The 12,546-nt window shown below is 45.9% G+C and carries 13 protein-coding genes and 1 tRNA gene; 5 read left to right on the top strand and 9 right to left on the bottom strand.

Annotated features, from left to right (window positions below):
* Positions 1 to 42 precede the first annotated feature (42 nt).
* Positions 43 to 1,542, top strand: a complete 1,500-nt coding sequence (locus NLX82_RS10665; RefSeq protein ID WP_068940277.1) for an MFS transporter — start codon at positions 43 to 45, stop codon at positions 1,540 to 1,542.
* 425 nt (positions 1,543 to 1,967) lie between these two features.
* Here NLX82_RS10665 and NLX82_RS10660 read toward each other — a convergent pair.
* Positions 1,968 to 2,051 (bottom strand) — tRNA-Leu (locus NLX82_RS10660).
* A gap of 220 nt (positions 2,052 to 2,271) precedes the next feature.
* Between NLX82_RS10660 and NLX82_RS10655 the strand changes: the two genes are divergently transcribed.
* Positions 2,272 to 2,808, top strand: coding sequence for a YhjD family protein (locus tag NLX82_RS10655; protein ID WP_023988046.1), 537 nt, complete (start codon positions 2,272 to 2,274; stop codon positions 2,806 to 2,808).
* Positions 2,809 to 2,950: 142 nt separating this feature from the next.
* Here NLX82_RS10655 and NLX82_RS10650 read toward each other — a convergent pair whose 3' ends face one another.
* From NLX82_RS10650 to NLX82_RS10630, 5 genes are all read right to left on the bottom strand, one after another.
* Positions 2,951 to 3,280, bottom strand: coding sequence for a carboxymuconolactone decarboxylase family protein (locus tag NLX82_RS10650; RefSeq protein WP_013309744.1), 330 nt, complete (start codon positions 3,278 to 3,280; stop codon positions 2,951 to 2,953).
* A gap of 117 nt (positions 3,281 to 3,397) precedes the next feature.
* Positions 3,398 to 3,619, bottom strand: a complete 222-nt coding sequence (locus tag NLX82_RS10645; protein ID WP_254348003.1) for a hypothetical protein — start codon at positions 3,617 to 3,619, stop codon at positions 3,398 to 3,400.
* Between the two features lie 139 nt (positions 3,620 to 3,758).
* Entirely contained in the window at positions 3,759 to 4,103 is a 345-nt protein-coding gene (locus NLX82_RS10640) for a hypothetical protein (protein ID WP_007429850.1), read from the bottom strand.
* 101 nt (positions 4,104 to 4,204) lie between these two features.
* Complete coding sequence (locus NLX82_RS10635) at positions 4,205 to 4,777, bottom strand: xanthine phosphoribosyltransferase (protein ID WP_023988043.1); 573 nt, start codon at positions 4,775 to 4,777, stop codon at positions 4,205 to 4,207.
* 84 nt (positions 4,778 to 4,861) lie between these two features.
* Entirely contained in the window at positions 4,862 to 5,467 is a 606-nt protein-coding gene (locus tag NLX82_RS10630) for a DedA family protein (RefSeq protein WP_023988042.1), read from the bottom strand.
* Between the two features lie 141 nt (positions 5,468 to 5,608).
* Between NLX82_RS10630 and NLX82_RS10625 the strand changes: the two genes are divergently transcribed.
* On the top strand, positions 5,609 to 6,715 hold the full coding sequence (locus NLX82_RS10625) for a YkvI family membrane protein (RefSeq protein ID WP_023988041.1): 1,107 nt from the start codon (positions 5,609 to 5,611) through the stop codon (positions 6,713 to 6,715).
* Here NLX82_RS10625 and NLX82_RS10620 read toward each other — a convergent pair.
* Positions 6,712 to 7,836 (bottom strand): glycosyltransferase family 4 protein, encoded by a 1,125-nt coding sequence (locus tag NLX82_RS10620; RefSeq protein ID WP_023988040.1) that lies wholly within the window; start codon positions 7,834 to 7,836, stop codon positions 6,712 to 6,714. The genes NLX82_RS10625 and NLX82_RS10620 overlap by 4 nt on opposite strands.
* Positions 7,837 to 8,042: 206 nt before the next feature.
* Here NLX82_RS10620 and NLX82_RS10615 point away from each other — a divergent pair, with 206 nt between their 5' ends.
* Positions 8,043 to 9,224, top strand: a complete 1,182-nt coding sequence (locus NLX82_RS10615) for a GGDEF domain-containing protein (RefSeq protein WP_068940274.1) — start codon at positions 8,043 to 8,045, stop codon at positions 9,222 to 9,224.
* Between the two features lie 125 nt (positions 9,225 to 9,349).
* Here NLX82_RS10615 and NLX82_RS10610 read toward each other — a convergent pair whose 3' ends face one another.
* Both NLX82_RS10610 and NLX82_RS10605 read right to left on the bottom strand, forming a co-directional pair.
* Positions 9,350 to 10,132, bottom strand: coding sequence for a pseudouridine synthase (locus tag NLX82_RS10610; protein ID WP_023988038.1), 783 nt, complete (start codon positions 10,130 to 10,132; stop codon positions 9,350 to 9,352).
* Complete coding sequence (locus tag NLX82_RS10605; protein ID WP_254348001.1) at positions 10,129 to 11,793, bottom strand: RsmB/NOP family class I SAM-dependent RNA methyltransferase; 1,665 nt, start codon at positions 11,791 to 11,793, stop codon at positions 10,129 to 10,131. The genes NLX82_RS10610 and NLX82_RS10605 overlap by 4 nt, the downstream gene beginning before the upstream one ends.
* 163 nt (positions 11,794 to 11,956) lie before the next feature.
* On the opposite strand from NLX82_RS10605, the gene NLX82_RS10600 reads away from it, so the two are divergent.
* Entirely contained in the window at positions 11,957 to 12,484 is a 528-nt protein-coding gene (locus NLX82_RS10600; RefSeq protein ID WP_013309735.1) for a thioredoxin family protein, read from the top strand.
* Positions 12,485 to 12,546 lie beyond the last annotated feature (62 nt).

Genomic DNA, 12,546 nt, shown 5'->3' with positions numbered 1-12,546 from the left:
TTAAATTGTAATAACTTAAATTTGTATTCACGGAGGAACAACATGTCTAAATTCAAACGCTGGTTGGTTCTGGCTATCGTATCAAGCGCTCTTTTGCTTATTGTGATGGATATGACCATCCTGTATACCGCATTGCCGAGCTTAACCCATGACCTCGGTGCATCAGCGTCAGAAAAATTATGGATTCTCAATGGCTACTCGCTTGTTATGGCGGGTCTGCTGCCAGCAATGGGAACGCTTGGGGACCGCTTGGGTTATAAAAAAATCTTTACCCTCGGGTTGCTTGTATTTGCTGCTGCTTCGCTTACTGCCGCCTTTTCCCCCGTGCCCTTTGTATTGGTGGCGTCTCGGGTTCTTCTTGCAGTCGGAGCGTCTATGATGATGCCCGCTACCTTGTCAATCATTAGGGTTACATTTACAGATGAACGCGAGCGTGGATTCGCGATCGGCATTTGGGGCTCCGTTTCTGCAGGAGGAGCAGGACTAGGTCCTATCGTCGGCGGGCTTCTTTTAGAGCATTTTTGGTGGGGTTCTGTATTTTTGATTAATTTGCCGATTGCGATCATTGCTTTTGCATTAACTCTGATTTATGTTCCAAAACATGCGGGCAATAAAGAGAAAAAATGGGATCTTACCGGCTCCATCCAAATCATGATCGCCATGGTGGGACTCATCTATTCCATCAAAGAGTTTGCCCGTCGTGACGGGTCTCCAATATTGGCCGTAATAGGTGCGGTTATCGGCGTCTTGGCACTTATCATCTTTATCCGTCGTCAAAATAAAAGCGCTAGCCCTCTTATTGATCTTACTTTATTTAAAATTACAAGGTTCAGCACCGGATTTATAACGGCCTTGGTGGGTGCATTTACACAGATGGGGATTCAATATATTGTAACCCAGCGTCTTCAACTGGTGGAAGGTCTGTCGCCTCTCCAAGCAGGACTGTACACGATCAGCATACCGATTGCATCTCTCATTGCTGGCCCCTTAACCGGGTCCATATTGCATCGCTATGACGTTATCCGTATTAAAAGCTTCTCTCTTCTGATTGCCGGTCTGGGAATGGGCATCTATCTCACGCAATTTAATTCAGGCATGGCCGGGCAGATTCTTGGATTGGCTTTACTTGGTGTGGGTTTGGGAGCAGGTATGACAGCAGCATCTCACTCCATTATGAACTATGCCCCGGCACACAAAGCAGGCATGGCTGCATCGATTGAAGAAGTTGCCTATGAAATGGGAGGAGCATCGGGGATTGCTATCATCGGAAGCATGTCAACTCTTGCGTATTCCCTAGCTATGAAAGTCCCTACGGGACTCCACATTCCAGCGAATGTGAAAGACAGCCTGGATGAAGCGCTCATAGCTGCAGAGGGTTTGCCTGCCCAGGCTGCAGAAGCACTGAAAGATGCGGGCCGTTCTGCTTTTGATCAATCCTTTTTTGTTATCCTTGTGGGTGTAACTGCAATTTTGGTGGTAGCTTCGCTAGTTGTCCGTTTGGCAGGGGCGCGCTCCAAGAAAAAAAGAGATGTTGAGTTTTGATACAGTTAATTCCATGTAGTTAATTCTAAACAACTGCCGCTACATCTCACGAGCGGCAGTTGTTTTATTTGTTATTTTTTAATCGCCTCCAAAAGTCTCGTATTTAGTAGATTCAATTAGGAAAATTTCGACAGCCATTGGTAAGCATATTGAGTAGATTGAACTGAAATAAGATCAAGCATGGCAAGGCTGGAAAGAAAGAGATAGAAGAGGTGAAAATATCGACTTCATAATAGAAATGGGAAAAAATCCACCGGAATGCGCTTATAAGGTCATTCCAACAGTAGACTTATTATCCTGTTCTCATAGCTTCGGAGAGATTTCTTCGACACAGGTCTTGGGTAACAACTTAAATTTTTTAAGCATACAAAAAGGTCCGCAAACTGCTATAAAAGCAATTCACAAACCTGTATATTATAAGATGATGCGGTCGAGAGGACTCGAACCTCCACGGGGGTTAGCCCACACGGACCTGAACCGTGCGCGTCTGCCAATTCCGCCACGACCGCATATATGTTGTCATATACCTCGAAAGATCTATCTTTCTTAGCGACAAGATAGATCATACCATGCTCATATCAAGATGTCAAACCTTTTATGTTTGTTAATTTCCCCTTGATAAAAAAGGAATAATAAGCTAAAATAAGAACATAAGTTCTCAGGAACGAAGGTTCTTTTTTTCAATCGGTTATGAATTATCATCACATTTTCCTAAGGCGGTGAATGGTAATGACTTCTTTAGATACTACTCAGCATGAATGGTCTCTTGTGAAAAGTTATCTGCTCCTTACCTTTATTCAAAAAGTATTTGAGCGGGACAGCCTAATTCTTGAAGAAAGCGGTATGCTGAAAACCCCTGATCTTTATGTCGAAATGGTTAACGCAGGTGTAGATCGTACCGGAATCCTGCTATCTGAAATAAAACATGAATTTAATAAATATCACATTCATGTTCTAGACATACAACAAAACCACTCCGGCGTTCACGCCACCTATATAAGTAAAGGAAATAAAGAGCAGTTCAATATGGCTATGCCAGCATTCCGTAAAGAAATGTATGAGCGGATGCGAGCATATCTGGGGCTCTCGACCTCCATGCCTCATACAGCCGCCCTTCCTTTACTAGAGAAACATCGCCCCGAATTACCAAACAATTCAACTTCCAAACCCCTACGCATCGTTGAACGAAGTTTGGTTACATCCTCTTTGGCCTATAAGCGTAAAACGTCTCGCCCTGCTGCTTTTGCCGCAAGCAGAAGAGCATAATCCCCGCACAACAAACACGCAAAAGAAAGAAGCTTCCGCAGACACCAACTGTGCTCGGAAGCTCCTTTCCATAACCATCATATATCAAAATCGATCTATATTCGCTATCACGAAGTATAAGCATATCTATTAATGATTTGCTTTATTGCAACGCCTTCTGTACACGCGTAACCCCTTGACTTAGAGCATGTCCTCCACCTACTGCTGCGGCCACAGCAATGGTCTCCATAATTTCCTGATCACTGGCTCCTTTGGACCGCGCCTCGTCCACGTGATAAAACGTGCATACTTCATTGTTGGCAAATAAGCCAATGCCTAGCGCAATCAGTTGCTTGGTTTTCTCATCTAAGCTGCCGGCTTGAAAGCACTCTCCGGTAAAGCGATGATATGCATGAACTACCTCGGGCAACTGATCTTCCAAATGGCTGATTTGATCCTTGTATGCATGTACTTTTTCGTCCATAACCGTCATTGACACAGCACGTCCTCTCTGTTGGATTTCCCTTCATTACTGTGTCCGATTTAGAGTTTCTGTATGCCTAATGAATCGCTCAGTTATTTTTATCCAACACCCATTTGGAACCCCTTCCTAACCCAGATCTATCGGATTGTGACGCGGCTCGCCGAACGGCTGGTATGTATAACTGCGAGCCAACTTGACCACACGTCGATTCTGGCGGCGAATAAGTACCTGTTCATCATCCCATGCCAGTACAATGCCAACAACATCGTTGGACTCCAATCCATCGCGTACGACACGCACCTTTTCACCGGAGAGTCGATAAGCATCCAATTCTTCGTCCATAATCATCCTTGTCCCCTCCTTATTCACTTTTTTAACACAGCAACCATGATTCTATATACATGAAAAAAGTTTAAAAAGAGACCTAAACAATCATTTAGGTCTCTTCTCTCTTACTACTTATATGGATTGCCAACAGAGCGACAAATTATCCCGACTGGTTTACACTGTGATCATGTTCTTTTGTATCGTTCTTCTCGTACCAGAAGTCCAGCACTTGTGCAGACAACACTCGCTGATCTACATACTCCACTTGGTGAGCAGTAAATTCTTCTTTCCAAGAGAAGGACAATTCTTCGCATAGGTTAACCAACGTCAACAACTCAGACCAGGCCACATAGCGTTTATACCAAAAAAACTGAGGATGTTCAATCATATAGGGATACAAATCGTCGAATTCCGTATGCTTACAATCCAAGGCACGCTCAAAGTGTACTTTAGCCGCTGCCAGTTTTTCCAGAAAAAACTGTTCGGTCAATTGTTCTTTCCCCATGTTGCTGCCTCCTCTCCAAAACCTTATCTATATTATAAGCGAAATTGAAGCTCATGCAAAGGTTATTATTAGAAATAAGGATCAGGAGTTTTGAATTGTTACTATTCAGCAAACTCAATCTTGCCGTCAGCTAACGACGAAATTTTGACCAATGACTCTACACGAATACCCTGCTCACGGATGGTTCTCGCTCCGGCCTGAAAGCTTTTTTCCACCGCGACACCGAATCCAATCAACTCCGCTCCGGAGCGTTGAATGATTTTAACCATGCCTCGTGCCGCATCACCATTAGCGATAATATCATCAATGAACAGAACACGATCATCTTCGTGAATAAATTGACGAGACAGCATAATATCCGTAACAATACCTTTAGTAAACGAAGGTACGCGTTCACATAGCGCGTCTGGATCAGCTAATAGGGTCTTTTTACGACGAGCAAATACCAACGGTACACCCAATTCCAATGCTGTCGCAAACCCGATGGCAATGCCTGAGGACTCCACGGTCACTACTCTGGTGATCTTCTCTTCCCGGAAACGTGCTGCGAACTCTCGTCCCATTGCCATTGTCAGCTCTGGATCAACCTGGTGATTAAGCAAACCATCCAGCTTCAGCACCTGATCTGATGCAATCACGCCTTCATTTAAAATTCGTTTCTTTAATACTTCCATTACATGACCTCCCACGACATTCCTATGCGGTAAAAGTACCATACTTCACCCGCCGCTTTCAAGCTGTAGCTGCTTTCCATGCGGTCATGTGACATTTTTTTTACGCTTGTTCCAGAACCATGCGGTGATTCCTCCCACAACGATTAAAAGAATAACGACCAGCCCTATCCGATGCGTCACCTTCTCCATTAGCTTCGCCACCTGCTCCCAATGCATGCCCACCGCATGTCCAATCCCCAAAAATGTACCGCACCACAGCAAAGCTCCTGCTGATGCATAACTGATATAGCGAAAAACGCCTAGACGGGTTGTACCTGCCAGATATGAGGATACATGTCTCAAGCCGGGGACAAAATATCCGAACAGGATTCCCCAGGTACCATAGCGCCCAAACCAATTTTCAGAAGAGGCAATTCTAGAAGGCGTAAGCCTCACCCATTTTCCGTATCGATGCAAAAGTGGTTTGCCCAGCAGACGCCCCAGGGTGTAGCTAAGCATCATACCCGTCATACTACCGAAAAATGTGACTGCCAGTGCAGCAATGAAGTTGTAGTGCCCTTGAGACACGAGCCCGCCGAAGGCGATCATTAGCACTTCGTCGGGTATCGGCATACCCGCTACTCCAAGTGCAAGCAAACCGAACATTGCCAAATATCCGTATTCCAGTATCCATGCAAGGATTTGACCCATAAATTACGCTCCCGTCAAGCTATTCATTAAATTCACTTTAATTATTTTCAGTCTCATCCAGTCATGTCCTATTTCAGTTGAACATAGTTTGTATTATATGCTCGCTGCAGCGTTATTCAAGCAGGCAAGGAGGGACTGGGGATGAAACGTAATATTCATGTTTTTCAGATTGCTTTTACATACATTGGTACAATCGTCGGTGCCGGATTTGCTACCGGACAAGAAATTCTGCAATTTTTTACGCAGTACGGTCGTTGGGCTACACTCACTATTATGCTATCCACAATCATATTTGTATGGTTGGGTACGAAAATGATGCTGATCGCTCATGATATTTCAGCCAAATCCTACGAGGACCTGAACAAACATCTTTTTGGCGCCAATGCCGGGAAATGGATTAGCTGGTTCACACTCATCGTGCTGATTGGCGTAAACAGCGTCATGCTGGCAGGAGCCGGCTCTGTTTTTGTAGAGCACCTTCACCTGCATTACCAAACCGGACTGCTTATTACACTGATTGGAACTTATTTGCTGCTAAGTAAAGGCATTAAAGCCATCTTGCATATGAACACCGTGGTTGTCCCTTTGATGATCATCATGTCTCTTCTGCTCGTTCACAGCACGCTCTCCATGCCTAATCCTCAGAGTTTTATTACGAATACGACAGATCACAGTACATTTCGAACCTTGCTCTCTCCACTGCTGTACACGTCCTTCAACCTGACTATGGCCCAAGCCGTGCTTGTACCCCTTGGCAGCCAAACCTTTTCCCGAAGAACCATCCGCTGGGGTGGAGTTTTGGGCGGAATTGGTGTCGGATTTATGCTGATGGCTGCGCACTTTGCCATGTCAGCACATATGCCGGGTATTCAGCAATTTGAAATCCCTATGGGAAGCATTGCTTACCGTCTGGGTGCCTTTGTCGAAATCATATACATTCTACTCATTTTCATGGAAATCTTCAGTACCTTTGTAGCCGACATTTATGGAGTCAGTCTGCAAATTCGTCAGCATGTCCAAATTTCGCCCAAGCTCATCACACTATTCATTATGCTCACCTGTTTTTTAATCAGTCAGTTCGGCTTCAGTTCACTGTTATCTGTCCTTTATCCTATTTTCGGAATGCTCAGTCTGATGTGGGTTAGTAAACTGATCATAGCAGGACGCGGGAGACCTTTCCGTTCCTCACGTCCTCGCTCCAGCTTTCGGCATTCCGATTCCAAACCAGGTGATACTCGTCATGGTTAATGTGGAAATTTCAAATACATTTTCTTCAACTCGTTAACCGCCCGACTTAAAGAATAGCTTGATTTAGCCTTATCACAGGCAGATCTAGCCAGCTCATAACGATAGGCAGGGTCAGCAATGACCTTCTCTAAAGCGTCTGCCAGTGCCCTCGGATTGTCGGGTGGCACGAGCAGGCCATTTACCCCATCCTCAATCTGCTCCGGTATTCCTCCCACTTCTGTACCTACCAATGCCAGACAACTCAACGCTGCTTCCGCAAATACCGAACCAAAGGCCTCCGCCCGAGAAGGCAAAACAAATACATCAAAGAAAGGCATAAACTCTTCTGGATGAAGGGTATATCCATAAAAAATCGTCTCATGGTATATATCGAGCTGTCGTGCCATCTCTTCCAGCTCAGGGCGAACCGGACCGTCTCCAATAATATGAAGCACAAATTCCAGATTTCTTTTTTTAAGTTCAGCACAGGCCCGCAATAAAATATCCAGTCCTTTCGCCGGAACAAGGCGGCAAACGGTTATGAGCTGTGTCACTTCATTTTCGTGTGGAATGGGCTTGAAGCGCTTCTCATCATATCCGTTCGGAATGACTGCAATGTCTTGCGGATTCTGAACGTAAGGAGTTAAGTAATGCTGAAAAGAATGAGATACCGCTATCAAGCGATCCGCCTTCTGCTCCATTTCCCCATACAGTGACACCAAGAATTGGTGTTCAGGCCCGTTCTCCTCTATTTTCCCGTTTAGAATTAACTCCTTCTCATAGGAAGAGTGAATCGTCTGTACGAGCGGAATGTCAGGAAAAACAGTTTTCATGGCGATTCCGGCAATAGGATGATGGGCATGAATGAGGTCATAGGGCTTCTGAATACGAAGCCGTGTCCACCACAAATAGTCACGGTACGTCTGAATATATTTTTGGACGATTGGATATTGTTCATATCTCGTCCAGTCAAAGGTATCAAAAGTTACTTCGTCCCTACCCTTGTTGCGAATCCGTTTAGGGATTGAAAATAGCTCCATTTCCCAACGGGGGGATGTAAATCGCTCTTGCAGATATGGAATCATGGATGAAACGCCTCCCGGTTGCTCGGGTGGGAAAAAGAGAGCCTGTAGCAATTTCATGACGTGCTTCCCCTTTCAAGCATTAAACTGCCCGGATCACAGATTGTATGTATAGGTTTCCGGATTTTCTGAAAGATGATATATTGAGAATAAATGTTAGTCACAAAAGAAAATTATAACATTTTAAATGGGATAAATCCTGTCTATTGTATCGGAACGGTATCATCCGTTCAATAGATTGACTACTTTTGCAAATGGAGTCGGTGATGTTGACGTTGTTGTCCTTATCGGGAACCTTGGGTTTCCCATCTCTGGCCGGGGCCGTAAGTGCAGCCTGCGGTTTGTATATTATACTCATGATGGCACTGATGTGCGTGATCATATATAGCAGACAACGAAAAAAAGCCTATATCCTTTTTTCGGTTGCCGCTATTATTATTATGACATATGAAGCCATGAATCTCTATTCAGCAGGCGGAGGCAAGATACAACTCCAAGGAATCGTGTGGAAAAATGCGCTGGAGGCATCTGCCTTCGTGCTCATCAATGCCGCCGTATTTCAACTCTACCGGAAGCTGAAACGTGTGCAGACATGGACCCTGCTGCTGCTGGGTGCGTTATTGATATTGCCGGTTATTGCTTGGACTGCAGGTTTGTTGCCCGCTTGGATCAGCGCAGCGAAACTAGTTGGGTTCACTCTGTTTTATCGAGTACTGGTACTTATACTGAGCCTTGTGTTCATAACCCCACGAATCGGACAGCCAAAGAAGTATGTAGCGGGCTTATTCATGTATTTGCTCTGGCTCGGCTATTTGTGGCTGCGAAATGACATCCCTGAAGAAGCAGGCAGGTCAAACGCAGTCCTGTATATGTCATTTTTACCATTGCTGTACTATACTACGTTGTTCATCATCCTGTTTGAACGGATTGTGGAGCTGCTCCAAAGGATTTACCGTTCTTCCATCACCGATGGTCTGACAGGGCTGTATAACCGCAAATATTTTTCGGGACGACTACGGCGATATATGGATCAAGGAATCCGCGTGTCGGTCATTTTTTGCGATATTGACAATTTCAAAAAGCTGAATGATACGCAGGGCCATGCTCGTGCGGATGAAGTACTCAAACAGGTCGCACAGATTATGGAGGATGAACTGGATGAAATCGGACTGACCGGACGATACGGTGGCGAGGAACTGGTCGCAATGGTTGTGGATCGACGTGCCAAGGTTGGACATGTCGCAGAACGTATCCGCGAGCGGGTCGCGGAAGAAAGCATTGTCACGATCAGTGTCGGATACAGTACAGTGAAGAAAGAAATGAACCCGGATGAACTGGTCAAGCAGGCCGATCAAGCAATGTACATATCCAAAACGACAGGTAAAAACAAGGTTACAGCTTATAAAGCAGCCGAAGTGAAAAAAAGTCGGGCAGCACGCGCACAATAATTCGTAACCTGCAATTCAGTGTTGAACGTTGAGTTTGAATAATTCTCTGTCTGGTTGCCTATATCATAAAATGACGCACAGGAATCTCATAAGAACCTGTGCGTCATTTATATTTAATCTGCCTATCATACTTCTGACGTCGCAGATGCTATATCCCGGCCGATCCATGCCAGTTCTTCACTAGTCAGCTCTCGATAGCTGCCCAGTGGAAGCTGTTCATCCAGCTTCAATGGCCCCATGGCCGTTCTTTTCAAATAGGTCACCTTTTTACCAACCGCCTCGAACATACGCTTCACTTGATGAAACTTACCCTCATGGATTACAAGCGAAATATAGGAAATGACTTCTCCATCTGCCTGGTACGGATGTTCGTGACGAAGAATGGTCAACTGCGCGGGAAGGGTAACATACCCATCATCCAGTTCCACTCCTGCTGTAAATTGATGAATATCCTCCTCCGTGACATGACCCGACACGGTAGCCTCATACGTTTTAGGGACATGCCGCCGTGGAGAAAGTAGTTCGTGCGCTAGCTTACCGTCGTTGGTCAACAACAATAGTCCTTCTGTATCTTTATCTAAGCGTCCTACTGGAAAGGGCTCAAAATGTCGTTCTTCCGCACTCAGCAAATCCAACACCGTCCGCTCCCTCGTATCTTCAGTTGCAGATATGACGCCCGGTGGCTTGTGCAGCATGATGTAAATATACTCCCGAAAAACAACAAGTTCCCCGTTCACTTCAATCTGATCCTGGTAGGGATGAACCTGTAAGCCGCTATCCTTGGTGGTTCTCCCGTTTACCGTGATCATCCCTTGCTTCACCTGTCTCTTGATATCACTACGGGAGCCATATCCCATATGGGTTAAAACTTTGTCCAAACGTTGCGTTTGTCTTCCTTTTCCACTCATACCGATGTCCACCTCCAGCCTGTAGGGTATTCATTTTTGAGCATGCCGTCCTGCCATTTGCCCCACCCAGCCGAATAACCATCAATGCACACGAGAGTATAGCCTTTGGGCTGGACTTCGTTCCGCAGTGCCATTCTCTCAACGGGGATGGACAAGGTCTCACCTTTTAAATACCGGATGGCCTCAGCATCTGAACTGGAGAGATTGATGCTTCTAACCGCCTCTGAAGGGCGTAATGCCACCGCCAGCGGATGTGAAGGCACAAAGCGACCATTCTTGTCGGTACCCATAAACCAGCCTGGTCGCACCACCTTCAGGCCGTCCAAACGATGTGATGCCAGTGGCGACTGATAAATGCGATCTCCGTAAACCACCGTATAGCCTGTTAAGCACACCTCCAGCTGCTCCTTCACAAATTGGTGATAGGACTCCAGCACATCCTGTGGGGAGCGTGCAGCGGATTTTACATTTTCTTTGCCAGAACGGGACTTATTGCCACCCAAGCCGCGCGCGGACTTTCCTTTACCGGACTTCCCATCCATTCCTTTACCACTTCGTTTAGGCTCACCAGTCGCATGTCTTCCTTGACCGCTTGGCGTCAACGCTTCCTTGACGGACAAAAACTGCTTCTTCCGTGGATACACTGCATCTATGTTCAATGCCCTGTCATTCTTGTCCTCACGTTGAGTCAAATCCCCGGATTCAGTGTGATCTTCCATCGCAGCAGCATTGCCACCCTGATGTTGCAACACAGCGATAAAATGGCCTTCTCCCTCTACGAGATGCGGCCAAAGGCGTGCTGTTCCCCGCAGTTCGGGGTGTGCTGCCGCGACCTCTTCACTCATCCATTCCGGATGACCTGGTGCAAAGCCTGCTTCCGATGGAACAGGGACTACGTCAAAATCGGGATGAGCTCCCAGAAATTCTGCGATCATTCCTTCGTTTTCTTCTGGCGCAAAGGTGCAGGTCGAATAGACAATTCTCCCTCCTGCGCTCAGCATTGAGGCCGCTACACGCAAAATGTCCCGTTGCATGACTACACATTTATCCACCGAATGCGTCTCCCATTGTTTTGCCATATCCTCATCCTTGCGGAACATACCTTCTCCCGAGCAAGGTGCGTCAATTAGTATCTTGTCAAAAAAATGTGGAAAGGCAGCGGCGATTCGATCCGGGCTTTCATTCAGTACCACGGCATTACGCACACCGTACAATTCCACATTTTTAGCCAACGCTTTGGTTCGGTCCGCGCTAATATCATTTGTCACCAATACGCCGCTTCCTTGTAGTTTGGCAGCTATTTGGGTCGATTTCCCGCCCGGTGCAGCGCACAAGTCCAATACAGCTTCGTCCTGAGCTACATTGAGTAGCTCAACTGGAGACATTGCACTCGGTTCCTGTACATAGTACAGCCCCGCATGGTAGTAAGGATGTAACCCCGGCTTTGTACCGTGCGGAATGTAGAAACCCGTGGCACACCACGGAATCGGCCGCAGTTCGAACGGAGAACGTTCCTTAAAGTCCTCCATCGGAATTTTTAACGTATTGACGCGAATCCCGGCATGGGGCGTGTGGTCATAGGCGGTCATAAATGCTTCAAATTCGTCGCCGAGCAATTGCTCCATGCGCTTTACAAATGCTGTGGGGAGCTGTACACCCATAATCGTAATCATCCTGTCCTTTTAAAATAAATTTTATTGTACCATATTCAACCTGTTATCCTGCAATATCGGTGTGATTTACAAACTTTCACTACAAGCTGTAATGTTGTATAATAATGAGATTCATAGCTACATATTTTGAATTTTGATAGGAGAGATTGCATTGAACGCACAAAAATCCAACAAAAAAAAGCTTATACCTGTCATCGGCTTTTTTGTTGTGCTGGTCATTTTGCTTGGAGTGCTACTCGCTTTAAATTCAGGCACTAAGAACAAGCTGTATGGCGTTTCCACAGCCTCGTTAAATCCTGCTACTCAAGAGTTGCTGAATGACCCGAACTATCAGCAAATTATTAAGCCGGAAGATCTACAGAGCAAAATTGATAAAAAGGAAAACTTTTTCGTCTATCATTTCGCGTCCGACTGTGTGCATTGCCGCGCCACTACTCCCAAGCTCTTGCCTTTGAGCAAGCAGGAGAACATCACGATGCACGAATTTAACCTGCGTGAGTATGAGGATGGCTGGGACAAGTATAAGATTGAGTATACCCCTACGCTCATTTATTACGAAAAAGGCGTGGAAAAGGAACGTATGGTAGGCGGGTTGAAGGAAAGTCCTTCGGACAATGGGTACACACTCGACGATTTCAAAGCCTTCTTTGAGAAATATAAAAAGAACGTAACCTCCTAGTCAAACGTTCACACACCTGAAACGATAAAGCAGCCCGATCCCCATGAAACGGATCGGGCTGC

This window comes from Paenibacillus sp. A3M_27_13 (assembly GCF_024213315.1).
Taxonomy (GTDB): Bacteria; Bacillota; Bacilli; order Paenibacillales; family Paenibacillaceae; genus Paenibacillus; species Paenibacillus polymyxa_B.
The sequence above is the reverse complement of the archived record's forward strand: the minus strand, read 5'-3'. Positions and strand labels throughout refer to the sequence as shown.

Coding starts and splice junctions, on each gene's coding strand:
- NLX82_RS10635 (WP_023988043.1), bottom strand. CDS start 4,777: ATGGAAGTATTAAAGAAACGAATTTTAAATGAAGGCGTGATTGCATCA.
- NLX82_RS10605 (WP_254348001.1), bottom strand. CDS start 11,793: ATGGGTGTACAGCTCCCCACAGCATTTGTAAAGCGCATGGAGCAATTG.
- NLX82_RS10665 (WP_068940277.1), top strand. CDS start 43: ATGTCTAAATTCAAACGCTGGTTGGTTCTGGCTATCGTATCAAGCGCT.
- NLX82_RS10615 (WP_068940274.1), top strand. CDS start 8,043: ATGTTGACGTTGTTGTCCTTATCGGGAACCTTGGGTTTCCCATCTCTG.
- NLX82_RS10650 (WP_013309744.1), bottom strand. CDS start 3,280: ATGACGGTTATGGACGAAAAAGTACATGCATACAAGGATCAAATCAGC.
- NLX82_RS10610 (WP_023988038.1), bottom strand. CDS start 10,132: ATGAGTGGAAAAGGAAGACAAACGCAACGTTTGGACAAAGTTTTAACC.
- NLX82_RS10620 (WP_023988040.1), bottom strand. CDS start 7,836: ATGAAATTGCTACAGGCTCTCTTTTTCCCACCCGAGCAACCGGGAGGC.
- NLX82_RS10625 (WP_023988041.1), top strand. CDS start 5,609: ATGAAACGTAATATTCATGTTTTTCAGATTGCTTTTACATACATTGGT.
- NLX82_RS10655 (WP_023988046.1), top strand. CDS start 2,272: ATGACTTCTTTAGATACTACTCAGCATGAATGGTCTCTTGTGAAAAGT.
- NLX82_RS10630 (WP_023988042.1), bottom strand. CDS start 5,467: ATGGGTCAAATCCTTGCATGGATACTGGAATACGGATATTTGGCAATG.
- NLX82_RS10640 (WP_007429850.1), bottom strand. CDS start 4,103: ATGGGGAAAGAACAATTGACCGAACAGTTTTTTCTGGAAAAACTGGCA.
- NLX82_RS10645 (WP_254348003.1), bottom strand. CDS start 3,619: ATGATTATGGACGAAGAATTGGATGCTTATCGACTCTCCGGTGAAAAG.